Raw genomic sequence first — 23,103 nt, forward strand, 5'->3', positions numbered from 1 at the left:
GATGCTCGGCCAGGCGCAGCGTCAATGCCACGATGGTCAGCGTCGGATTGGCATGCCCGGCGGTGGCAAACACCGAACTGCCGCCCACGAACAGGTTGGCAAGCCCGTGCACCCTGCAGTTGCGGTCCACCACACCTTCCCGCACATCGTCACTCATGCGCGTCGTGCCCATATGGTGCGAGGCGTCGGTGAACTGGAGTTCCGCCGCGCTTTCCGGGCTGGTCTCCATGGCCCGATGCCGCATTCCTCCACCGAGCTGCCGATCAACTGGTGCAAATGACGAACACTGTGGCGCTCCGCTTCGCCGACCCGCCAGTCCAGCCTCAGCATGTTCATGCCGAGGGCGTCACGCTTGTCGCTCAGCATCACCCTGCTGTCGCGATCGGGCACCTGCTCGCAGAAATTGATCAGCGTCAGGTGGCCAACCGAGCGGTTCTTGCGCACCTTTCTCTTGAGCATCGCATAGGGCCGATACAGGAAGTGGGGCATGATTTCCTTTGGCGTAAGAAGATAGATGAGGTCGCGCGCGCCGCTGGTGTCGATCCGGGACAGACTCGTGCGCTTACCCGCATAACCGTGGCGCAACAGGACTTTCATCACGTTGATCGAGCGCCCGTACTGCTTCTCGGCCATTTCCGAAAGCGCGGGCTCCAGGCTGACATAGCTGTTGAGCACCCGGGCCTTGCGCTGCTCCTGTTCGGACAGGGCGATGCCCAGCTGGAACTTGCCGTCAGCCAGCGGGATGCCGGTCAGGCACGGCAGGCTGACCGAATCATTGACGCGAATGCGCCCGTGGATCGCCCGCGGGTGATCAAGAAAATAGCGCCCGACCACGTCGTGCTGATTGCCCAGCCCCTGCGGGTGCTGGCGGCGCGAGACCAGCAGCAGCCGTGCATTTTCCAGGCCGCCGCTGGCAAGAACAAAAGTACGCGCGCGTGCCGTGAGCTGCTTTCCCTCGAGCGTGCGTACCGCCAGGTGCTCGACCGCGCACCCATCCGGCGTCGGAACGATCTCGGTCACATTGGCGTTGAGATAGACATCGATACTGCGGCTCCTGCGCAGCGCGGTCTTGTTGACCTTGCCGAAGCGCATGGGCTTGATGCCCCAGAGCGCGACGGTCGGATCCAGTTCCTCGGCGACGAACAGCTGTTTTTCCCTGGGTTCGATATGCGGAACCGAGTCAACGGCGGTAAAACGGCTGAAGGCCGGCACCCCGAGCACTCTTTCGGCGTGCTGGTAATAGGGTTCGAGCTCTTCATAACTCAAGGGCCAGCCGCTGTTCGGAACCCAGTCGCGTTTGAGGAAATCGATGCGGCTCATGCGCATGTTGCGCCCGGCCCACAGGTTGCAGCTGCCGCCGAAATAGCGCGCCCGCGACATGAAATTCTCGCGGATCGGGTAGCCCTCGTTCTGCAGATCGTAGAGCGACTGCACCTTCTCGTCCGGATGGTAATCACCGCTCTCCAGCAGGCAGATGCGCAAGCCCGATTCCTCTAGGGCGCGCGCCAGCGTGATGCCGGCCGCGCCGGCACCGACGATGCAGATATCGGCATCGAGCGTGGCGCCGTCGGCAAGCTGATTTGCCCGGATGATAGCCATGAACCGCCTCCGGACTCAGGCAGTCTTGCGATCGATGCGCCTGATGAGCTTGTCGACTTCGGAGGGCTGATAGGAGGCCGCGGCGATCATCTCGCCCAGCAGGCCGAAGATCAGCATCTGGATTCCGACGATGATCATCAATGTTCCCAGCATCAGCAGCGGGCGATCACCGATCCCCTTGCCCATGAACCAGAGAACCGCGAGGTAGCAGTTGACGAAGAAGCCGAGGGATCCGATAAGCGCACCTATGGGCCCGAAAAGATGCAGCGGGCGTTTGCGAAACGTCACCAGGAACAGGATCGTGAACAAATCGAGCGGGCCGCGGATAAAACGCTCGAGCCCGTACTTGGATTTGCCGTACTGGCGTGCCCGGTGCGAAACGGCGATCTCGCCGACGCGAAAGCCCTTCGCGTGCACGACCACCGGGATATAGCGGTACAACTCGCCGTAGACATCGAGGCCTTCGATCGTCTCGCGGCGATAGCACTTGAAGCCGCAATTGAAGTCGCGCAGATACAGCCCGCTGGAGCGCGAGGTCACGTAGTTGAACAGCTTCGACGGGATGGTCTTGCTGATCGGATCCTTGCGATTCTCTTTCCAGCCGGATACGAGATCAAAGCCCTGGTCCAGGGTTTCAAGGAAACGGGGTATTTCCTTGGGATCGTCCTGCAGATCGGCGTCCATGGTGAATATGATTTCGCCGCGCGCCACCTTGAAGCCCGCCTGCAGCGCGGTCGCCTTGCCAAAACAGCGGCGCATCTCGACCAGGATCACGGCCGGATCTTTCGCCGCGAGTTCACGGCAGAACTCCGTCGTGCCGTCGGTACTGCCATCATCGACAACGATGATTTCATAGGATTTGCCGAGCGCGGCAAATACATCGGTCAATTCCTGGTGCAGGTGCGGAATGCTGTCCCGCTCGTTGAGTGCCGGGATGACCACGGAGATATCTGGATTTGTCATTTACGCCTCGAAAGCTCTTGACCCGCACATGTTATAGCGCATCAACCTGCCCTTGTAATGTTTTACCCTGCGAACAAAGCCACTCACTGCGAACCTGGCGACGGCGATTCCTGCTCGTTGCGCGCCAGCCATTGCGCGACCTGTTCCGCAATCAGCCGGTAACCCAGCGCATTCGGATGGCCGTCCGTGGGGAAAAACAGCATGTTCCCGGCCTCGGCGCTGGCCTGGAAAGCCGGTATCAGTTGCAGGGTGGCGATATTGCGCTGCTCCAGCGCGGCACCGATCGCGACGGATGGGTGCGAAGGCGAACCCCCGGTGAACGGAAGATAGATGACTTCCTTGCCGGGTTCGAATACCACGAGCAGTTGGCCGCCATCGGCCTCAACGAGGCGCTGCAATTGCACCATGGAATCCATGACCAGCGTGAACACCGGGTTGCCGGGTTTGGCGTTGGCCGTCAATTGCTCCAGATATCCCGCATCCAGCCGGATGATTTCTTCGCCATCCCAGTCCAGCATCTCCGGGGCACTGGCCGGATGCCGGGTCAACGCCTTGACGCCGATCCCCAGCAATTGCACCAGGTACAAATGCTTCTTTGCCGCATACTCCATGCGCCCGAGGAAATGCTCCAGGTCTGCCGCCTTCGGACGCCCGTAGTCGCGCCATTCCAGGTAATTTCCGCCCACGCCCGAGCGCTGCCATTGCTCGAATTGCTCCGCGTCCCAGAAGTCGTTGGCTGCAAAAAACCCCAGCACCACGATCCTGGGCTTGAGCGCACGCCCGAAGGTCTGGTAAATGCGCAGATACTGTTGCGGCGAGGCGCCGATCAACCCGAGATTCACCACAGACTTGCCGGAAAGGCGGGCCAGTATCTGGGGCCATGCCTGCTCGATATCGACACCATAGCCAAATACCAGGGAGTCGCCGATAACGACGATATCCGCCTGCGAAGGCAACGGGCCCTTGTTGTGAAAGCCCAGCTCGTCGAGTTGATAGTGCTGGCTGAAGTCGCTTGTGCGAATCACCCCGGAACTGTCGGGCGCCTTCACATTGCCGATGAGCGGATGGGCAATGCCGCGGTCGTTCGCCGCGGTGCTGATCGCCAGCGGAAGCAGGGATGGGAACAAATGAAAAAGCAGCTCTGCCAGAGCGAGCGTCAGCAGCACGCTGGCAACGGTCAAAAAGCAGCCTTGAACGATTCCTTTCATGTCTTTACCAGCAGATGAAATGCAATATCAGCGAGCGAATTCACGCTTGAAACCATTGGCCCGGGCGGCATCCTCGCGCAAGCGATGAACGCCTCGGCATGGGCGGACGAAGCGGGCGGCAGGGGCACCCGAAACCAGACAAATTCAATACATTGGAACTATAGCCCATTATGCCGACAGATCCCGGCAAAAAACGTTGCCGATGGCCGAGCGATACGAGCCTGCGTGGAATAGTCCACTGCAACCAGCCCAAATCGCGGCTCCGTGCCCATGCTCCACTCGAAATTGTCCAGCAGACTCCAGTGAAGATATCCGAGCACCTGGAGTCCATTGTCGAGCGCATTGGCAAGCACCTCGATGTGATCGTGCAAAAAACGGCATCGCAGCTCGTCGTCCCCGGTTGCAATACCGTTTTCGGTGATGAAAAGCGGCAGGCCCATGGCCGAATAGCGCTGCAGCACAGCGGCGAGCCCGCGCGGATAGATTTCCCAGCCCATGGAACTTCTCGGTCCGCCATCGGCATGATGTTCCAGCTTGCAGCTGCGCCCCAGCAACGCGCTCGGCCCCCCGCTCTCGAAGCGCACGCAACATCGGGTGTAGTAATTCAGCCCCACGAAATCGAGCTTGCGTCGCGACGAGCCCCTGGCCGCCAACCCGATCAATCCAAAAAACACCCGGTTGAATGCGATATCGCGAATCCGTGCCGCCATTCGATCCAGAAATCGCCCGGGATCGCAGGGTTCCATCCACAAGGCGTTGTGAGCGAACCCTGTCTTCGCATCCGGTTGCAACCGTTTTATGACATCGAACGCGGCGACGTGAGCCCTGGCCAGGTTGCGCAGCACCCTGCCCGCCTTCAGCCAGGACCTGAGTTGCAGTGGCGGCCATTCGCCATTGATGTAGGACTGCAGAACGTACACCGTGGGTTCGTTGATGGTCAGCCAGTATCCGACCGCTTCACCGATTTGTTGCACCACGTACGCCACAAAGCGGGCGAAGATTCTTGCGCTGTCGGCGCATTCCCAGCCCCCTCGGCGCAGAAACCAGGCAGGCAGCGTGAAATGATGAAGCGTGACAACGGGCTCGATGCCACGCGCCTTCAGCGCCCTGATGACGCGCCCATAATGTTCGATCGCAGCGGGATTCCACTGCCCGTCTTCCGGCTCGATGCGACTCCATTCAAGCGACAGGCGGTGACAGTTGTGCCCCAATGAGCGGGCCAGGTCGAAGTCCTGCTCGTAGAGTTCGTAGTGCCGGCAGCAGTCCCCGGAGGCAAAGGGCAAGCGCCCCGAACTCTCGTACTCCCACCAGTCATTCCAGCGGTTGCCGCCCTCCACCTGGTGACTGGCAGTGGCCGCACCCCACAGAAAACCTGCAGGAAAACGTCTTCGCCGGTTAGCGGAATCATCTGCAGCAGCGGACACCCGATCGTCCATGGTCGAGCGGCTCACGCCTATTTCCACACCGCCAGCGGCTTGAGATCCTTTGCGCCAAGCTCCTTCATCAGCGCCAGCACACCCCCATAAAGCAGCATCAGCACAGACAGTTTGACTATCAACCACATTCCCGACGCATCGAACCGGGTACTGATTGCCGCAACCACGACGGTGGCGATCGTGGCGCGCACGAATGTCAGCAGTTTCATCGGGGCGCCGAACCGGTAATGGATCCAGAACAGCGATGCCGCCGTACCGATTCCCAGGGTCAGCACAAACGCGATGGCGGCGCCCACCGCTCCATATGGGGGTATGAGCAGCTCTCCGAGGACAAAGGAAACCGGTAGCAACCCGATCAGGCCAACCGTGACCTGGTAATATTTTCCGGCCGCGATCATCGTGTGCAGCAGTGTATCCAGCAGGGAAAACAGACAGAAAGCCGTGAGCAACAGGGCCAGGAACTGGCCGCCGTCCGCATAGCTTTCGGAGAATACGAAAACCATGATGGGCGTTGCATCGATTGCACCAAGCACGCACACGGGAAGCAGCAGCACATAGACGAAGCGGCAGGCCGCCTGGATGTTGCGCAGTGCCTGCGCGGCGTCCTGGCGAGCAAGAGCAAGCGAAACCGATGCCAGCACGACGCCGGTCAGGACAAAGGGTACGACGGTCGGCAGACGAGCCAGGTTCAAGGCTGCCACGTAAAACCCGATGGTCTCATTCGAGACATGGGATAGCCCCTTCAGCGACCACAGGTGCATCCATAGCAGCAGTTGCATGGTTCCACCGAATATCCCGATCGGAATCGCAATTTCGATGATCGTCCTGCGCATTGGACCGGCAGGAAAAGCGATGGATATCGGGTACTTCACAAAGGCATAGAAGAGCGCGGCCACCGTGGCCAGCACATTCACGATCAGCGCGGCTTCGACCGACATGCCCAGCAGAAGCAAGGAGGCAATACCGGCAAGTTTGGCAATGCTGTAGACAACCAGCGTCTTGCTCAGCGTGCCCAGCAGCAGATGCCCCTGCAGGATTCCCTGGTAGGCGAGATAAAGACCGTTGAACGGCAGATCCAGCACCGCGACACGAAACAGCCAGGCGCCGTTGTCCCCGAGCTCGAAGAAATCGGCGACGAATGGTGCGAGTATCCAGCACAGGGCAAAAAGTACCAGCGAAACGATCAGCAGCATCGCAGATGCCAGCTGCACCACTACTTTAGGGTCGCTCGCCTCGGGTATCAACTTGGTTACGGCTCGTCGAATGCCCATGTCGCCCGCGACTTCCAGCCACAACAGCAGGGACATGACCATCCCGTAGACGCCGTATTCGACCGGACCCAGTCCACGCGCCAGGATCACGGCTATCAGATAGCCGCTGACCATGAACAGGCCACGCCCGATCAACAGTTGCACGGTGCCTCGCGCCGTCTCCAGACCCTCGGCGTGCGCCGTATCCTCCTGCCGGCTCAAATGCCCAGACTCATCAGATGCTCCCGGACGGCAACAACGGTTTCTCCACGCATATTCAGTCTTCCCCAGATTTCCAGCGCCAACAGACTGAACATGCCATCGACATTGTCCGTCCACCGCGATACGAGTTGATTCAGGCCGCGATTGTTCAACTGGAGCTGCTCGACGCAATAGCCGTCCTTGAAAAACTTCGGCTGCACCAGCGGGGTCATATAGTCCTGCAACGGCAGCGGGAACCCGAGCTTCTTGCGATACACGATGCTTCGTGGCAGATGCTGCACCGCGATCTCCTTCAGCAACCACTTGTCGTGCTTGCCGTGCAGGCGAGCGGACAGCGGCAGGTTGACGACGGTATCAACCAGCCGGTGATCAAGAAACGGCACCCGGCACTCGACCGAGGCGCCCATGCTCATGCGATCGAGCCGGCGCAGCAGTGGGGCCAGGTAATTGGTCATGTCGGCCAGCATGCCACCGAGCATGCCACGATCCACCTCGTTGCCGACGAAGTCATACGCACTGGTGCAGCGCTCCCGCAATTCCATGCGCGAGAACTTGTCGATGAACGAGGTCGTGTGCGACACCAGACCTTCGTAACCGGTAAATTCCGCGATCGCCACGTTCTCGGCGGCATAGCCCGCCATCACGATCAGGCGGCGCAGCCTGGCGGGCAGATAACCGACAAGTCTTTGCAGGCTGCGGTATTGGCCATAGCGGCGATAGCGATGTGCATAGCCTCCGAACAGTTCATCGGCTGCCTCGCCCGACAGCAGCACCTTGACGCCGTGGGAGCGGGCAAATTCCGATATCAGGAGGAAATACACCGAGTTCGGATGGGTCAGCGGGTAATCGCTGTAATAGATCGCGCGCACCAGGTTGTCACGAAAACTCTGCCCGTCGGCCTGCAGGGTGAGGAGCCGGATGCCGAGCGAATCGGTCACCTGCTTCGCGAAACGGCTCTCGTCCTGGGCACCCGCGCCGGTAACCGAAACATTGAAAGCCAACAGGTCCTTGCGCCCGCGGGCCGCCACCGCGGTGATGAGGCTGGAATCAATGCCACCGCTGCACAGGGTGCCAACCGGAACATCACTGACCAGGCGATCCTCGACACCGGTGAGGACCAGGGCCTCGATCTCGCGCCGCAGCGCATCCGGCGCCAGTCGATCCAGACGTTCGTATTCCTGCCGCGTGACATGCGACTCGAGTGAATAATAAGGACGCGAAGCGGACACCACCCCATCGCGAATTTCCATCAGGTGGCCCGCCGGCACCGAACTGAAGCCCGAGTACAGGGTATCGGTCGGACCGAAATCGATGTTGCGGTAAAGCGACCATTCCATCAACTGCTGCCAGTTGACCTGGCACTGACCGGACACCGCCACCAGCGACTTGAGCTCCGAGGCAAACAGCAGGTGCGATCCCTGCTGCGTGTAGTACAGCGGCTTCTTGCCAAAGCGATCGCGCACCAGCACCAGGCTTTGGTCCTGTGGCTTGTAGATTGCGAAGGCAAACATGCCGACGAAGCGATCGAGACACTGCTCGCCCCACTCCAGCCATGCGTGCAGCACCACTTCGGTGTCCGTTCTGGAGTGCAGGCCGTGACCGCGCGCGATCAACTCTTCGCGGATTCCGGCGAAGTTGTAGATTTCGCCGTTGAACACGATCCACGCCCCGGATTCGGGATCGTGCATCGGCATGTGCCCGGCCGCGCTGAGGTCAATGATGCTCAATCGGTTGGAACCGATCGTCACCCGCCCCATCGATTCGGTTCCGGTGTCATCCGGTCCGCGGTGGGTCTGGATCGCGCACATTTTCGCGACGATATCAGTGTGCCCGTCTTCACAGTTCGCGACGAAACAATACAGTCCGGCTATACCGCACATCTGATCACGACCTTGTGGGTTCTGGAGTCATGTTGAAACAGTTCTTCACGCCCGGCTTGCCAGCCACGGCGTGCTCATATCGCTCGAAGCCTGACCGGTTGCGCGCAGTTGCAGGCAGGGGCATATCTACGCCTTGGGACGGGCAAGCGCCCCAACCACCTTGCCATCCATATGCCCTGGTACCTCGACTCCGAAATGCGCCAGGATGCTGGGCGCCAGATCGAGAATGCTGGCGCCTTCGAGCACGCTTCCGGGTTCGACCGAGGTCCCGAGAGCCGCAATGAAGGCATTGCCGCGGTGGTTGCCGCTGTAATACGGCGTGACCGCATAGCCGGGCAACGGGGTGCTGACGGTTCCATGCGCAGACGTCGCCAGCTGCGTCATCACCTTTGCTTCCGGGTCCCAGTTGATGATCACGTCGGGCATGCTGCCACAGCAGGGCCCCGAGTACAGATCAACCGTCTTGTGAACGTGCGTCGCCGCCAGCTTGTCATTGACCGGGTTGGTCATGTGCGTGGCCACATCGACCAGCGAGTCGCAGATCGCATCGTACTCGGTGGCTTTATCGACGATGCCCTCGGGCTCGCGTCCTTTGAGGTTGAGACGGATATAACCTTCATTTGCATTTTCGATGACGAAGGCCCGCGTCGTCGCCCAATTGATATCCGCCGTCTTCCAGTGCAGGCTCAGGCGCTCATTGACCGAGCGCGGCAGAACGTGCCTGGAAATGAACGCGCGGAAGCTCTTGGGTACCAGCGCCCGCAGGGTGCTGGACAGGCTCTTCTTCGGTTTGGGTGGCGTAGCAGCTTCCGACTGCGCGCCACTGTTGTTCATCAGCTTCATGCGCTTGAGCAGTTCGTTGAGGATATGCGAGCCGCTGTAATTCGGCCCCATGCCATCACCTGAGACCACGTAAACCACCGTGTCTTCGTCACGCCTGGCAAGCAGTTCGCCGATCGCGGCATCGATAGCGACGTAGATATCGAGCAGGGCGGTGCGCAGCTCCTGTTCGCACTTCTCGGGATAGGAGGCGTACTCGGTATCCATGTAATGCCAGAAGTAGTGACCCGCAGCATGACATTCACCGAAAACCAGCAGGAAAAACTCCCAGTCCTGCGATTCCATCAGCCACTGCGCGACCTGCGATTTCTTTTTCACTCCCTCGAGCAGACGCTGACGGAAGCCAAGCGGATCGACCGGAGGCGTCATTCCGACCTTGCTGTGATTCTCGGCCGGGTAGGCACCGAACTGCTTGCGAATATCGTGCTTGATCGATTCCGGCAGGATCTCCTGCCCCGAGAACCAGGTCCAGCTTCCCCAGTCGACGATCTGGATACCGCTGAAGTCGCGCAGCGGACAGGTCAGGAACGCATCCATGACGATCGAGCGGATGCCCTGCTGATCGAGCAGCTGCCAGAAAAACGGTACCGGACAGTTTTCCGGTTTTGGCCGGGCAGGTGCCTGTTGCCCCGGTTGCATCACGTAGGCGTGGTAGAGCCCGTGCTTGTCCGGTGTCGTGCCGGAGAAGATCGACGGCCACGCCGACACGTGCACGGTATCGGCCGTGGTTTCCAGCGAACCCCAGATGCCGGCCGAGCGAATCCGCGAGATATTCGGCAGCAGCCCCTGCTCGCACCAGGCCTCGATCAATTCGCGATCGGCGGCATCGAGGCCAATGACCATCATGCGCGGTCGCCGCGCCGGAGTTTCCATCTCTGCCACCACCTATGACTCTTCCGCGATGCCGGCGCGCGTCCGCAACTCCGGCGTGAATATCTCGTCGATCGACACGTAGCGGCCACTTTGCGCGGACTGCACCGCGGCCTCGAACATCGCGAGCGTCCAGAGATTGTCGGCGCCACTGGTTTCTGGCGCCTTGCCGGTAGTGAGCGCTTGCTGGAACTGCGCGAGCATGGACAGCATGCCGGCGTCGGGATAACGCAGCGACTCGCCTTCCGGCATCTGGACCGGCGCTACCTCGCTGAACGACTTCCGACCACGGGGGCGCCACCAGACCTTGCTGCGGTCCGTGCGCACATCACCATTCTCGCCCTCGATCGCCAGGGAATATTCGTAGCGACTGCCGACAAAACTGCCGCTGTACTGGATATGAATGCCACCCTGCAGGTCGAGCAGCGTCTCCGCCGCCGCGTTCTGTTCATAATCGCTGCCCTGCGGATTGAAGGTGCGTGCCCAGACTGCTTCGGGCTGGCTGTTGAACAGGTAGCGGAAGCTGTCGAAGTGATGCACCGCGATCTCGGTGAGGAAAGGTTGCGCCATTTTTGTCACCCAGGCGCCCTGCGCGCGCGAGGGCTGGTCACGCCGGTCGATGCAGACCACGGACCGGATCCTGCCCAGGTGATTCCCGTCGAGAAATTTGCGCAAGGTGCGCTCGGCGCGAAAGAAACGGTAGTTCTCCGCCACCATCAGGGGCCGGTTTGCTTCGCGCGCGGCGTGAACGACATCGACTGCTTCGCGCAGGCTGCCGGCCAGGGGCTTTTCGACCATCACCGCGAATCCGGCCTGCAGGATCTGCCGGGCATGCGCGCCGTGCATATGCGACGGACTCGCAACCAGGACGCCATCGGCGACGGTTTCGGCCAGCGCCTCCTCCAGCGACAGGAAGGTCTTGCAGCCCGTCTTCTGGCGCACGGCATCCAGCGCTGCCTGGTCGACATCGACGCAGGCCACGGTTTCGACATCCGGCCGAGCGGCAACGAAGTCCAGCCAATGGCGCCCGCGGCCGCCTGTTCCCAAGTGGATGAGTTTCAACATCTAGAGCAGCACCGGTCGAACCAGCGACACCGACAGGCCGATCACCGTGAATGCGACCAGGATGTAGCCGTAGATCAGCTTGGACGGCTTGTGCCCCACGGTGATCTGGAACATCACGAGTGACAGCACCAGCAGGAGCTTGAGCCACAGGACCTTGCCCCAGGAAGTCGCTATCAGGCTCGCTGAAAAAAGTTCCGCCGGCGTTATGCCGCGGTAGTAGAGCAGGAATATTCCGGTGGGCCACAACACGGCGTGTGCATACCAGCCCACACCCCCGAGCTTTTTCTCGAACAGTTTCGAAAAGAAGCGGGTGCTGTGCGGGTCGCCGAAGAACATCGCACCTACCCAGAAGCAAACGGTGAAGACGTGCGCCCACACCGCCAGTATGTAAAGGAAATCCATAACGTCACCAGCCCTCTGTTTTAACGGTCATACAGTACCGAACCATCCATTTCGCCGGCTTTGGCGGCGACCAGGTCGAGGACGGTAGGCGCGATATCCTCGAGCCGTCCCGTGGCCGATGCTCCCCGTGCAAAGCGGTCTCCGCGCGCCAGGCAGAAGCCCCGTGGCGAGTGGGTACCGGTGCGCGGATCGGGAGATTCCTGTTCAACGAGTCCCATGCGCGCGGAAGACATCGCGCTGATCGGTGCCGAGTTGTTCCAGGTCACCATGATATCGGGCAATTGATCCTGCACAGGGCCCGGAAAGATCCGGTTGCGAATCCACACCTCGCGCACCGCCGCCTCGCCGGTGGCCGGATTGATCAGTTCCCGGAACTGACTCGCTATATCCTCGCACAGCGCATCGTAGTCTTGCGCGCCCACGATCCCCTGTGGTTCGCGACCCTTCAGGTTGATGCGGATGCATCCCTCGAGATCGGTGGGAAGCGCAAAGGCGCGGGTTCGCGCCCAGTCGATATTTTCCGAGCGGATACTCGCGCCGATCCGGTCTCGCAGCCACCATGGCAGATGATCGGCGATCCAGCGCCGCGCGCCCTTGGGCACCATGTCCTTGATCCGTCCCAGCGAAAGTCCGCGCCTGGCCGCTAGTGCACCTTCCTCGGCGGCCGCCGGCGGTGCCGCAAAGCCCAGTTGCTGCAACACCTCCGGCACCAGGTGACAACCGCAGTTATTGGCGGTCACACCGTCTCCGCTCACCACCATCAGGGTCGCATCCGCCGGAAGCGCAGCCCGGATCGAAGCCAGGGCATTATCGAGGGCGACGTAGACCCGGCGTATTGCATCGAAGCGGGCGTCGTCGGGATCGGTCATGGAAGCGAGGCCACGGGGCCAAAGGTAATGCCCCGCCGGGTGGGTTTCACCGAAGACCGTCAACGCCAGATCCCACTGCGAATCCGCCAGCAGCCATTCGAACGAGGCTGCCTTGTGCGCGATGCTGCCCAGCAAGCGCTTTTCCAGCAGCACGGGGTCGGGGAAACGTGCGCCCAAGCGCTTGGCTTCCATCTTCAGCGGATAGACGCCAAAGCGCTTCCTGAGCCGGGTCAGCAGCTCGGCCGGTTGTGCGCAGCGCGCGCCATACCAGGCCCAGGTTCCCCATTCAAAGATGGCCCGCCCGCCGAAGCCCGGTTCCGGGAAGGTTTCCGGCACGTCATAGACGATGCAGCGCCGCCCCTGTTCGTCGGCACGCTTCCACAGGGTGGAGACGCCGTATTGATCGGCGCTGACCAGCTGAGCTTCCTGGTGCCCGGGGCGCGGCTGGTAGGGATAGTAGACTCCGTGGCGACCGGGGAGGCTCCCGGTGGCAAAGGTCGGCCAGGTCGAGGTATGCAGGGCTCTGGCCGTCGATTCCAGGTCGATCCAGGTGCCTTCACCGACTAGGGAGGCAAAATTCGGCAAATACCCCCGCTTGCTCCAGGCCCGGATCAGCTCACCGTCCCCCATATCGAGACCGATGACCACAACGGGGCGGGACGTTTCGGCAAGGCTCATGTCCGGGCCCGTCAAGCGCTGCTGCCCTGGCGAAGATCCGCCAGCAAGGAAGGCCGACGATCGACGCTCGAGACCATGGCCGAGACCGCGAGCCCGAGCGCCACCCGGTCATCGGTACCGCTTGCCGGCGATGCAAGCACCCGGTCGAGCACGCGGCGCGCGCTGAGCGGTGGAGCCGCGCGGCGATAGTGCACCGGGACAAAGAAACGCCAGCCGCGCTTGCGCCACCAGACACTCGCGCCGTCGGTTCGCAACGATCCCTTCGCACCCTCGATCCACAGGCAGTGCGAATCGGTGCTGGCATTCATCGCGCCGGAATAATGGACGTGCAGCCCGCCATCCAGTTCCAGGTAGGCTTGCGCAATGGCATTCTGCTCATCGGTCCGCGCCATCACATTGTGCGCCGATGCGCCGAGCAGGCTGCATATCTCCTCGAGATGGCCGCCACCGTAGCGGATCAACTGCCCGGCCCCGCTGGCTGCCTGCTCGCCCGCAGCGCGGCTGTCCGAACAACTGATATGACCTATCGCCCCAGGCGACCGGAGCCGAGAAATCCGCGCAGGACCTTTTCGCAACGCGCGTACGCCGTTCCTCGCGGCAGGAACACGGGTCGCTCGCCCGCGGTTGCAACAGCATGTATGGCGCGCAGATCGGTTGCGCTAAAACCGTCAATACCGGCGATCAGCACCGGCACTCCGCGCTCCAGCACCTCGAGCACCTGTGCCGCGGCGATTGCACCGGCACAAACCGTGAATTCGACCGTCACCGCCTTGAATGCGGAGCCAATGGTTTCGAACCTGCTTACCGGGCCGTTTCCCGGGGCGCTCGTGACGAATCCCGCAAGCACGGTTTGCGGACAAACGGTCAGCGCGCTCAGCCAATGATCAGCACTCGGGCCCTCGCCGATAAGAAGAGTTTGCATTCCAGTTCCTTGTCTTGATGCAGAACCGCCCGTACGCCGGGGGCAATATCGAGCATTGTCCACGCCTGAACCGGCTTGTTTCCGCGAGTCGAAAAGCAGTATAGCGGCTTGCCGGAGTCTCTGCCTCCCGGGTTCCGGCCTCAGCGGACCGAGGGATTCGTGCGCACCAGGTCGAGGTATTTTCGGGCCGTGGCCGACCAGCTGAGCGCGGCCACCGACGGCCCCGCCGCCTTCCCCATCCGGGCGAGTTGCTCACGCGTGGGGATCTGCTCGAGGAACGTGCGCCAGCGCGGAACCTCGTTGTCGAACAGAAACCCGGTCACCCCTTCCTCGATCAATTGCAGGATATGGCCACTCGGCACACTGATGACCGGTTTTTCGCAGGCCATGTATTCCGGAATCTTCAGGGTCGAAAACGCAACCTGGTTGCGGAAGAAACCCTTGGTCTGATAAGGCGCCAGGCACAGGTCCGCGGCCGCGATATAGCTCGGCACCCGGTGGTGATTCACCTGGCCGTGAAACACCACGGGGACCGTGAGCCCGCGCGCCAGGTTCTCGTAGCGGCCCCGATACTCGCCGTCGCCCACGAGGTGTATTTCGAGCCCCGGCGGCGCGGTATCGCGCAACGCCTCCAGCAGCGCGGACAGATCGTGATACTGATCCATGCCCCCCACGTAGAGCATGATGTTCGCAGCGGGACTGATGCCCAATTCTGCCCTTGCGGCGGCTGAATCACGCGGGTGAAACACCGCATGATCGACGCCCAGGGGGACAACTTCGATCCGCTCCGGCCGCAGACCGCGGCCCGCGATCAATGCGGATTTGAGTTGTTCCGTCTCGGCCACGACCACATCCACGCGCCGCGAACAGTAGCCTGCCAGTTGCTGGGCCGTGAAATGGGCAACATATTTCAGCGCACCACGCACATCGCGCACCGGATCAGTCCAGAAACGCGCATCGTTCTCGATCAGTATCGCTTCCACGCCGTGCTTGCGGAACGCATGGGCAAGGAACCCGGAAAACCGCCATCCCTTTTCGAAGATCACGTCAAAACGTTCTGCGTTGCAACTGGCATAGCTGCGCAGGGAATTCAGATAGGAGTAATGACTCAGTGGATTCAAACCCCGGATCGCGACATCATCACGCGCCGCGTCTCCGGACTCCGGTGCGGCAATTGTTTCGACCCTGAAGTCTGCCGAAGTCAGGGACTCGGCGACGTTGCGAAACGCCAACGTGACATCGGCCCACTCGCTGAGCGCGGTGGCCGTCGCAAGAATATTGCGCGTCGATCCGGCGGTGCTGAGCAGGGTATGCCCGGGCGCCGCGAAACATACCGACAGGCGCCGCGTCACGACTGCGGATTTCCGAGAAGCTTGAGATACAACTGTTCCAGGCCTTCCAGGCAGCTTTGCCAGTCATAACGGCTGCAAACCAGTTCGCGCCCGGCACGACCGATGTGTTGCCCCAGATCCGGGGAGGCGCTCAGATTGCCGATCTGTTCGAGAAACTGCGGGGCATCGTCGGCAAAGAGCAGGTTTTCCCCGTGCGTTACATCGATGCCCTCGGCACCGAGGCGGGTGGATACCACCGGGCATCCCATCGCCATCGCCTGCAGGATCTTGAGCCGGGTTCCGCCACCCGAACGCAGCGGTACCACAAAGGCAAACGCGCGATCCACGAAGGGCCGGATGTCCGGTACCGCGCCGGTTACCGTGACGCCGTCGTGCGCCGCCAGCGCCAGTACCGCCGCGCTGGGCTTGGCGCCGACGATATCGAATTCGAGATCCGGATAATGCGCCCGCAGCCGCGGAAAGATCTCGTTGACGAACCACACGACCGCATCGACGTTGGGCGGGTAATCCATCACGCCGGTGAACACCATCGACCTGCTGGCGCCATCCGGGCGATCGGGTTGAAAAAAGCGCGTGTCGACTCCATTCGGAACCAGGCTGACGCATCCCGGCGGAAGGTAGTTCCGGGCCCAGTCGCGGTCGTGTTCGGACACCGCAACCGCCCCGTCGTACATCGCCATCGATTTCTGCTCCCAGGACGGAAACAGCAGGGAATTGATAACCAGGGCCATGCGCCGCAGACCCCAGGGCGACAGCGGGATCTCTCTCTGGAAGCGCTGGGTCTCGATATTGTGGGTCGCGAGCACCGTCTTCGCGCTACAGGACGGGCTTATGGATCGCGCGTAGCGTGCCATCATCGACAGCTCCACCTGGATGATGTCGAAATGTTCGCGAGCAGTAATGCTTGCGAGACGGCTCGCCAGGCGCCGGCTGAAGTGGATGCTCTGGATGATCGGATAACCGCTGAGCAGGCCAATGCCCAGCCTGCCCATTCGGCGTAGCGGAGCCGTGCTCAGCATCTCGACTTCGATGTTGGCGCAATACTCCCGTATCGATTCCACATGCTCGAACTCCTCGGGGGAGGAAATATGCGCGAGCAGCGTGACCTCGTGGCGTTGCGCGAGAAAGCGCAGCGTCTCCAGAATCCTGATGCGCGCACCGTCATGGGGAGGCCAGGGCAACCAGGGAGACAAAAGCAGGATTTTCAGCACGCCGCCTGCGCCCCGAGACCGGAGTATGCCAATCGTGCGTATTCGCCCAACATGCCTGGATTTCCCTGGTTTTCGCGTGTTTCAGTCATTGCTTGCGAGGAATCCCCCTACCAGGGCGACTTCTTCATCCCAGGCGAAGCGATTCGTCTGGAGCCCGATCTCCTCGCGAAACCCGCGCTCGAGATCGTCCTGATAATAGTCAAGTATCGCAGTCGCGAGACGTTGCGGGTCCTGCGCGGGCACCACGAGTCCGGTCTTGCCGTGATCGACCGCCTCGGGCAAACCCCCGACATCGGTGGTGATCACCGGCGTGCCAAGACCAAACGCAATCTGGACGATGCCGCTCTGGGTCGCGCTGGTGTACGGAAGCACCACCACATCCGCACTCTGGAAGTACATCGCCACGTCTTCATTGGGAATGTATTTGTCGATGACCTTGACGTGCTCCGCGAGCCCGAGGCTTTCGATCAGCACGAGATACTGGCTCTTGTCATCGTAAAACTCGCCAACGACCAGCAACTGGCAGGCCCGGCGTTCGAGGATCAATGGCATGGCCTCGAGCAGGACTTTCAGCCCCTTGTAAGGCCGCACCAGGCCGAAGAACAACAGGGTCTCACGCTCTGGAGCGACCCCGACCGCAGCGCGGGCCTCCTGCTTGGAACGCGATTCGCCCTGGGCAAATTCGGAATAGGTCGGGTGACAGCCCTTGCTGATCACGGCATCCGGGCGCAGCGCCGCAAGCTGCAGTCGATCCTGCTCGGAGTGAACGATGAACATCTTCGCCTTGGCGAACGCGTATTTCGTCAACAGGGTCTGCAACGGGTTGCCTTCGTGGGGCATCACGTTATGACACAGGAAACAGACACGAGCCTGCAGGCGGCGGTCGAGCAGGCGGGCGATCGTGCCGAAACAGGGTGCGAAAAACGGGTGCCACCACTGAAACACGATCAGTTCCGGCTGCTCGCGATTGAGCACCCGCGCGGTCGCCAGCCAGGTCAATGGATTCAAGGTGTCGATGATCCGGGTGTTCGGTTCTTCCAGCGTATTGGCGCTGAAGTCGAATTGCGTCTGGCCCGGAAACAGGAAGCCGGGATATTGACGCAGCAGGGTAATGAAGCTGACGTCGTGGATGCCCCGCAGGGCACGGACAAACAGCGTCGAATAGTGGGATATTCCGCCCCGGAACGGGTAGGTCAAGCCTACCACTGCCACTCGCCGGCGACCCGATCCAGGCCCCGGCCCGGTCCGGGGCGGCGTATCGATATCACTGTTCATTCAAATCCGGCTGCATCTGGCAATCCTGGTTCGGCGCGACATTTGCGTGACTCGGGCGGTACACGCCCTGTGAATCGTTTGGCACTCCGGCAAAACGATCATGAAACAGGCCAAAAATAATAGTCCATTCCCGCGCTACTGGCCTATCCTTTAGGCCGATACCGATGCGCGGAGCACTGAATTGTGCCCATTGCCGAGCAAAACCGGCATCGGACGAACCCATCCGGGCCGAGCTTGCTTGCTGGAAATCCCGCCACCGAGGGCCCCCTGGACAGGATGTCGATGACAATCGCAATTCTCCGTCACGCGCTGGCCATGATCTTCATCTTTGGCACGACACTGCGCGCACCGGGGACGCCGATGGAGGAATTATCCAGGCGCGAGCTTGGCCCCCTGCTGGTATTCACCGCAGCCTATCTGTTGCTCGTCCTGACCGTGAAAGCGAGCACGCGTAACGGGAAGCAGCTCGGCGTTCACAACGCGGTCTTCGCGGGGCTGATCGTCTACCTGGCGGCATCACTGGCGCTGGCCATTTTCGGATTCAATCCCCCGCAAGCGGTGGTGACAACCGGCGTCGTTTCGATACTGGGCATGTTCCTGCTCGACCTGATGGGCAATCGCCGGCGCGGGGCAGCACTGTTCGTCGTGACGGCTTCGGTTGCGGCGTTGCTTGCGCTTGGTTTTGGCAAGGACATCGAACTGCTGCATGACCTGGCGCTGAAGAAGCAGATCGTCGACAGACGGAATATTTCGACAGCGCTTTACCGAGTGACACTGAGCCAGTTCAGGAATGTTGTAACGACTCTGAAGTTTTCCACCAGGGCGGGGGTCGAGGAGGAGATGCGCAGAGGTGGCGCGTTGGCGACATTTGGCGAGCGCTACCTGCTGGCCACCGGTGACGGCAGGATGTACGTTTTTGACTGGAACAGGCAATCGGAGCAGTTGGATCTCCGCGAGCTGGGGTTGAGAATCCCGATCAACAACGAGGAATTCATCGCGGCAACGGACGCCGACGTCGATCGCCGGACCTTTCGCGTGGCCGATGTGCTCACCCGGGAAACCGCAGGCAAGATGCGCATCTACGCCTCGTATCACGTCTGGAACACCAGCGCGCAATGCTCGACCATGCGGGTTTCCTGGGCCGAATCCACCATCGGGCATTTCACCGAGCCGCATCCGGGCATTGAATGGCACGATATATTCGAGACCACTCCCTGCCTGCCACTCAAGACCAGGGCAACCCGCTTCGGTGGGCTGCAGAACGGCGGGCGAATGGCGCTGCTCGATGACGACACATTACTGCTGACCATCGGCGACCATCAGTTCGATGGCTATTATTCAACGCAGATGCTGCCCCAGGAAACCGGGAACTCCTATGGCAAGATCTTCCGCATCAAACTGGCGGAGAATTCGGCCGAGCTCGTGTCACTCGGCCATCGCAATCCCGAGGGCCTGTACATCGACCCACACGGCGTGATCTGGTCCACGGAGCACGGACCCAAGGGCGGTGACGAGTTGAACCGGATCGTGGCGAACGGCAATTACGGCTGGCCACTGGTCACCTTTGGCACCGCGTACGACAAGACCAGCTGGCCGCTGAGCAAGACACCCGGGCGCCACGACGGATTCATTGCCCCGGTATATTCGTGGATACCCTCGATCGGGGTCTCCGACCTTCTGGGCATCGAGGGGGCCGCGTTTGAACTGTGGCGCGATGACCTCATGGTTGCATCGCTGACCGGGCGCAGCCTGTGGCGGCTTCGGCTGATCGATCAACACGTCGTATATTCGGAGGAAATACCGCTGAATTGCCGCATACGCGACATCCTGGCGGCACATGATGGCGAGCTGCTGGCCTGGTGCGACGATGCCAGGACAATCATTGCTCTCGTGCCCGCCTCCGCCGACAGCGACGGCGAGGCGCTGTTCGCGCAGTGCGAGGGATGTCATTCCATCACCGAAGATCGGGCTCATGGCATAGGGCCCGACTTGCGCGGCGTCAACGGCCGCAAGATCGCATCGGTGGCGGGTTTCGAGTACTCGAAGGCGTTGCGAGACATCAATGGCCGGCGCTGGAGCAGCGCCGCACTGGACGAATTCCTGAAATCACCGCAGGCGTATGCACCCGGAACCGCCATGGAATTCGCAGGAATTGCCAACGACCGGCAAAGAGCTGCGCTGGTCGAATACCTGCAGGGCATCAGGAAATGATCGTCGTGGCATCAGCGCCGCGCAATATCGATCGGCTTGACCGATCGTTGAAAACGCAGGCTGCGCAAAGCACTTTCCGTCCGGGCCTTGTCCTGGTGATCAGGGCGCATTTCCTGCGACAGGTTCGCAGTATGTGCCTATAATGATTTGGGTCTGGACCGTTTGGAAACCACTCGGTTTTGAACACGAGCTGGCATCCGGGTGCCGTGTCTGGCACCTTGGAAAGGACGAAACAGACCCGCGTTTTGCTACCGTCGCGCGTCCGTATTTTCAATTTGATCGAGCCGCACATGCTGACCGCGGTAGCGGGCTCGATTGGCCGTTGGCCGGATAATCCGGCTACTGTTTGGCAGTGATTTGGGGTGACAGGCATGACGGCGTCGATGTCCGAGGAATTTTCGAGTGCGAAGGCCGGATCGAATCGCTCTTTTGGCGTGGTTTTTGTTGTCGCGTTCGCCCTGATCGGACTCTTCCCCCTGGTGCGTGAAGAGGCCGTCAGAACCTGGGCGCTGCTTGTTTCCGGTGCGTTCCTGGTGCCGACACTCGTGTATCCGCAGGTGCTCGCACCGCTGAACAAGCTCTGGTTCCGTTTCGGCATGCTGCTGGGGCGAATCATCAATCCCGTGGTCATGTTCATCATGTACGCTCTGGTCATGGTGCCGGTCGGACTCGTATTGAAGCTCATGCGCAAGGATCTGTTGCGCCTGAAGCCGGACGCTCGGGCATCGACGTACTGGATCCAGCGCACACCTCCCGGTCCCACGCCCGAATCGCTGAAAGACCAATTCTGAACCAGTAAAGGAAACTCGCTGATGATCATCACTGAATTGTGGCGCTTTCTTCGGGCACGCAAGAAATTCTGGCTGCTTCCCATCATCACCGTCATGTTCGTGTTGGGTGGCCTGCTGGTGCTGGCGCAGGGCTCTGCGGTTGCGCCATTCATTTACGCCCTGTTCTGAGCCGCACAGAAATCAGCCATGCGAATATTAGGCATATCAGCTTTTTATCACGATAGTGCGGCGGCCCTGATCGACGATGGGCGGATAATCGCGGCAGCGCAGGAAGAGCGCTTTACGCGCAAGAAGCATGATGCAGGGTTTCCGGACCACGCCATCGAATACTGCCTCACCGAGGCGGGTATCGGGCTGCACGACATCGACTTCGTCGTGTTTTACGACAAGCCCTTCCTCAAGTTCGAGCGACTGCTCGAAACCTACCTGGCGTTTGCACCGAAGGGGTTCAATTCCTTTCGGACCGCGATGCCGATCTGGATAAAAGAGAAGCTGTTCCAGAAAAATCTGCTGAAAAAGGAATTCCAGCGCCTGAACGGCGATTTCGACTGGGACAACAAGTTGCTGTTCTCGGAGCATCACCTGAGCCACGGGGCCAGCGCGTTCTACCCCTCGCCGTTCGAGGAAGCCCTGGTGCTGACGATGGATGGCGTCGGCGAATGGACGACCACATCGGCTGCCATTGGTCGGGGCAAGGAGCTGCAGATCTTCAAGGAGCTGTTTTTTCCCCACTCGTTGGGCCTGCTGTATTCGGCGATCACCTACTACATCGGGTTCAAGGTCAATTCGGGCGAATACAAGGTCATGGGCCTGGCGCCTTACGGCGAGCCCGTATACAAGGACCTGATGCTCGAGAAGCTGGTCGACCTGAAAGCCGATGGCTCGTTCCGGCTCAACATGGAGTATTTCAACTATTGCACCGGCCTGACGATGACAAACGACAGGTTTGCCAAACTTTTCGGCCGCCCGGTGCGCCAGAAGGAAGACGATCTGCTCGATCAGTTTCATATGGACATGGCCGCGTCGGTGCAGGCGGTGACCGAGGAAATCGTTGGGCGCCTGGTCAGAGGGCTGGTGAGCGAAACCGGAATACACAACCTCTGCCTGGCGGGTGGCGTGGCGCTCAACTGCGTGGCCAACGGAAAACTGGTGCGCGACGGGTTGATCGAGAATATCTGGGTACAGCCGGCATCGGGTGATGCCGGCGGCGCACTGGGAGCGGCATTGCTCGGATACCACCACTACCAGCAGCAACCGCGCGTCGTCGACCGGCAGAAACAGGACATGATGCAGGGTTCCTATCTCGGGCCGGGATACGCGCAGCAGGATATCGAGCGGCGGCTGACCGCCTGTCGGGCGAAGTTCGAGGTGCCGTCGAGCCAGGAAGAAATGCTCGATAGCGCTGCCTCCCTGCTGGCGGATGGCAAGGTCGTGGGATGGTTCCAGGGCCGCATGGAATTCGGCCCGCGCGCGCTCGGTGCACGCTCGATACTGGGCGACCCGCGCTCCGAGTCGATGCAGAAGACCATGAACCTCAAGATCAAGTACCGCGAGAGCTTCAGGCCGTTTGCGCCGTCGGTGCTGCGCGAAGACGTGAACCGCTATTTCGAGACCGACATGGACAGCCCGTACATGTTGCTGGTCGACCGGATCAAGCCCGAGCTTTGCCGGCAGATGAGCGAGGAAGAGTCAAAGCTGTTCGGGATCGACAAGCTGAACGTCAGGCGCTCCGATCTGCCCGCGATCACCCACGTCGACTACACGGCCAGGGTACAGACCGTACACCCGGACACCAATCCGCTCTACCATCAGTTGATCAGCCGGTTCAAGGAAAAAACCGGGTGCAGCGTGGTGATCAATACCTCCTTCAACGTGCGCGGCGAACCCCCCGTGTGCTCCCCGGAAGATGCATTCAAGTGCTTCATGGGCACGGAGATGGATGTGCTGGTGGCAGGCAACTGCATCCTGCGCAAGGAACAACAGGATCCGTCGCTGAAGCTGGATTACACCAGCGCCTTCGACCTCGATTGAGAGCGAAGCCGAGCCGGGGAATTCGCGC

At 61.0% G+C, this 23,103-nt stretch carries 21 protein-coding genes; 4 read left to right on the plus strand and 17 right to left on the minus strand.

Annotated features, from left to right (window positions below; all coding sequences use genetic code 11):
- From IPF49_07345 to IPF49_07425, 17 genes are all read right to left on the minus strand, one after another.
- On the minus strand, window positions 1–244 hold a 244-nt coding region (locus tag IPF49_07345), incomplete at its 3' end, for a GMC family oxidoreductase (GenBank protein MBK6287436.1).
- Entirely contained in the window at window positions 154–1,599 is a 1,446-nt protein-coding gene (locus IPF49_07350) for a GMC family oxidoreductase (protein ID MBK6287437.1), read from the minus strand. The genes IPF49_07345 and IPF49_07350, both read right to left, overlap by 91 nt.
- A gap of 15 nt (window positions 1,600–1,614) precedes the next feature.
- The gene (locus tag IPF49_07355) at window positions 1,615–2,562 is read right to left on the minus strand and encodes a glycosyltransferase family 2 protein (GenBank protein MBK6287438.1); all 948 of its coding nucleotides are present in this window, start codon (window positions 2,560–2,562) and stop codon (window positions 1,615–1,617) included.
- Window positions 2,563–2,645: 83 nt separating this feature from the next.
- Window positions 2,646–3,770, minus strand: a complete 1,125-nt coding sequence (locus IPF49_07360) for a hypothetical protein (protein MBK6287439.1) — start codon at window positions 3,768–3,770, stop codon at window positions 2,646–2,648.
- Between the two features lie 158 nt (window positions 3,771–3,928).
- The gene (locus IPF49_07365) at window positions 3,929–5,221 is read right to left on the minus strand and encodes a glycoside hydrolase family 1 protein (protein MBK6287440.1); all 1,293 of its coding nucleotides are present in this window, start codon (window positions 5,219–5,221) and stop codon (window positions 3,929–3,931) included.
- A gap of 2 nt (window positions 5,222–5,223) precedes the next feature.
- Window positions 5,224–6,678 (minus strand): oligosaccharide flippase family protein, encoded by a 1,455-nt coding sequence (locus IPF49_07370; GenBank protein ID MBK6287441.1) that lies wholly within the window; start codon window positions 6,676–6,678, stop codon window positions 5,224–5,226.
- Window positions 6,675–8,558 (minus strand): asparagine synthase (glutamine-hydrolyzing), encoded by a 1,884-nt coding sequence (asnB, locus tag IPF49_07375; protein ID MBK6287442.1) that lies wholly within the window; start codon window positions 8,556–8,558, stop codon window positions 6,675–6,677. Before asnB ends, IPF49_07370 begins: the two co-directional genes overlap by 4 nt.
- A gap of 126 nt (window positions 8,559–8,684) precedes the next feature.
- The gene (locus tag IPF49_07380) at window positions 8,685–10,244 is read right to left on the minus strand and encodes an alkaline phosphatase family protein (GenBank protein ID MBK6287443.1); all 1,560 of its coding nucleotides are present in this window, start codon (window positions 10,242–10,244) and stop codon (window positions 8,685–8,687) included.
- Window positions 10,245–10,283: 39 nt separating this feature from the next.
- Window positions 10,284–11,333 (minus strand): Gfo/Idh/MocA family oxidoreductase, encoded by a 1,050-nt coding sequence (locus tag IPF49_07385; GenBank protein MBK6287444.1) that lies wholly within the window; start codon window positions 11,331–11,333, stop codon window positions 10,284–10,286.
- A complete protein-coding gene (locus IPF49_07390) occupies window positions 11,334–11,735 on the minus strand; it encodes a hypothetical protein (GenBank protein ID MBK6287445.1) in 402 nt (133 codons plus the stop codon).
- Between the two features lie 20 nt (window positions 11,736–11,755).
- Complete coding sequence (locus IPF49_07395) at window positions 11,756–13,282, minus strand: alkaline phosphatase family protein (GenBank protein MBK6287446.1); 1,527 nt, start codon at window positions 13,280–13,282, stop codon at window positions 11,756–11,758.
- Between the two features lie 11 nt (window positions 13,283–13,293).
- Entirely contained in the window at window positions 13,294–13,743 is a 450-nt protein-coding gene (locus IPF49_07400) for a hypothetical protein (GenBank protein MBK6287447.1), read from the minus strand.
- 62 nt (window positions 13,744–13,805) lie between these two features.
- Window positions 13,806–14,204 carry a hypothetical protein gene (locus IPF49_07405; protein MBK6287448.1) on the minus strand — a complete coding sequence of 133 codons (399 nt, stop codon included), beginning with the start codon at window positions 14,202–14,204 and terminating at the stop codon, window positions 13,806–13,808.
- Window positions 14,205–14,344: 140 nt separating this feature from the next.
- Entirely contained in the window at window positions 14,345–15,556 is a 1,212-nt protein-coding gene (locus IPF49_07410; protein MBK6287449.1) for a glycosyltransferase family 4 protein, read from the minus strand.
- Window positions 15,553–16,767, minus strand: coding sequence for a glycosyltransferase (locus IPF49_07415; protein ID MBK6287450.1), 1,215 nt, complete (start codon window positions 16,765–16,767; stop codon window positions 15,553–15,555). The genes IPF49_07410 and IPF49_07415 overlap by 4 nt, the downstream gene beginning before the upstream one ends.
- Window positions 16,768–16,848: 81 nt before the next feature.
- Window positions 16,849–18,042 (minus strand): glycosyltransferase, encoded by a 1,194-nt coding sequence (locus IPF49_07420; GenBank protein ID MBK6287451.1) that lies wholly within the window; start codon window positions 18,040–18,042, stop codon window positions 16,849–16,851.
- Window positions 18,032–18,265: a hypothetical protein gene (locus tag IPF49_07425; GenBank protein ID MBK6287452.1), complete on the minus strand. Its 234-nt coding sequence runs from the start codon at window positions 18,263–18,265 to the stop codon at window positions 18,032–18,034. The genes IPF49_07420 and IPF49_07425 overlap by 11 nt, the downstream gene beginning before the upstream one ends.
- 59 nt (window positions 18,266–18,324) lie before the next feature.
- On the opposite strand from IPF49_07425, the gene IPF49_07430 reads away from it, so the two are divergent.
- The 4 genes from IPF49_07430 (at window position 18,325) to IPF49_07445 (ending at window position 23,075) form a co-directional block, all read left to right on the plus strand.
- Window positions 18,325–20,253: a PQQ-dependent sugar dehydrogenase gene (locus IPF49_07430; protein MBK6287453.1), complete on the plus strand. Its 1,929-nt coding sequence runs from the start codon at window positions 18,325–18,327 to the stop codon at window positions 20,251–20,253.
- A 383-nt stretch (window positions 20,254–20,636) separates the two neighbouring features.
- On the plus strand, window positions 20,637–21,044 hold the full coding sequence (locus IPF49_07435; GenBank protein MBK6287454.1) for a hypothetical protein: 408 nt from the start codon (window positions 20,637–20,639) through the stop codon (window positions 21,042–21,044).
- Window positions 21,045–21,065: 21 nt separating this feature from the next.
- Window positions 21,066–21,212 (plus strand): hypothetical protein, encoded by a 147-nt coding sequence (locus IPF49_07440; protein MBK6287455.1) that lies wholly within the window; start codon window positions 21,066–21,068, stop codon window positions 21,210–21,212.
- 18 nt (window positions 21,213–21,230) lie between these two features.
- Window positions 21,231–23,075, plus strand: coding sequence for a carbamoyltransferase (locus tag IPF49_07445; GenBank protein ID MBK6287456.1), 1,845 nt, complete (start codon window positions 21,231–21,233; stop codon window positions 23,073–23,075).
- Window positions 23,076–23,103: the final 28 nt, after the last annotated feature.

The sequence above is a fragment of the Gammaproteobacteria bacterium genome (assembly GCA_016705365.1).
In the GTDB taxonomy this organism is placed as follows: Bacteria; Pseudomonadota; Gammaproteobacteria; order Pseudomonadales; family UBA5518; genus UBA5518.

Excerpts from the sequence above, each read along its gene's own strand:
- IPF49_07350 (MBK6287437.1), bottom strand. The coding sequence starts at position 1,599 with ATGGCTATCATCCGGGCAAATCAGCTTGCCGACGGCGCCACGCTCGAT.
- IPF49_07355 (MBK6287438.1), bottom strand. The coding sequence starts at position 2,562 with ATGACAAATCCAGATATCTCCGTGGTCATCCCGGCACTCAACGAGCGG.
- IPF49_07360 (MBK6287439.1), bottom strand. The coding sequence starts at position 3,770 with ATGAAAGGAATCGTTCAAGGCTGCTTTTTGACCGTTGCCAGCGTGCTG.
- asnB (MBK6287442.1), bottom strand. The coding sequence starts at position 8,558 with ATGTGCGGTATAGCCGGACTGTATTGTTTCGTCGCGAACTGTGAAGAC.
- IPF49_07380 (MBK6287443.1), bottom strand. The coding sequence starts at position 10,244 with ATGATGGTCATTGGCCTCGATGCCGCCGATCGCGAATTGATCGAGGCC.
- IPF49_07385 (MBK6287444.1), bottom strand. The coding sequence starts at position 11,333 with ATGTTGAAACTCATCCACTTGGGAACAGGCGGCCGCGGGCGCCATTGG.
- IPF49_07390 (MBK6287445.1), bottom strand. The coding sequence starts at position 11,735 with ATGGATTTCCTTTACATACTGGCGGTGTGGGCGCACGTCTTCACCGTT.
- IPF49_07395 (MBK6287446.1), bottom strand. The coding sequence starts at position 13,282 with ATGAGCCTTGCCGAAACGTCCCGCCCCGTTGTGGTCATCGGTCTCGAT.
- IPF49_07405 (MBK6287448.1), bottom strand. The coding sequence starts at position 14,204 with ATGCAAACTCTTCTTATCGGCGAGGGCCCGAGTGCTGATCATTGGCTG.
- IPF49_07420 (MBK6287451.1), bottom strand. The coding sequence starts at position 18,042 with ATGAACAGTGATATCGATACGCCGCCCCGGACCGGGCCGGGGCCTGGA.
- IPF49_07425 (MBK6287452.1), bottom strand. The coding sequence starts at position 18,265 with ATGGGTTCGTCCGATGCCGGTTTTGCTCGGCAATGGGCACAATTCAGT.
- IPF49_07430 (MBK6287453.1), top strand. The coding sequence starts at position 18,325 with ATGACAATCGCAATTCTCCGTCACGCGCTGGCCATGATCTTCATCTTT.
- IPF49_07435 (MBK6287454.1), top strand. The coding sequence starts at position 20,637 with ATGTCCGAGGAATTTTCGAGTGCGAAGGCCGGATCGAATCGCTCTTTT.
- IPF49_07440 (MBK6287455.1), top strand. The coding sequence starts at position 21,066 with ATGATCATCACTGAATTGTGGCGCTTTCTTCGGGCACGCAAGAAATTC.
- IPF49_07445 (MBK6287456.1), top strand. The coding sequence starts at position 21,231 with ATGCGAATATTAGGCATATCAGCTTTTTATCACGATAGTGCGGCGGCC.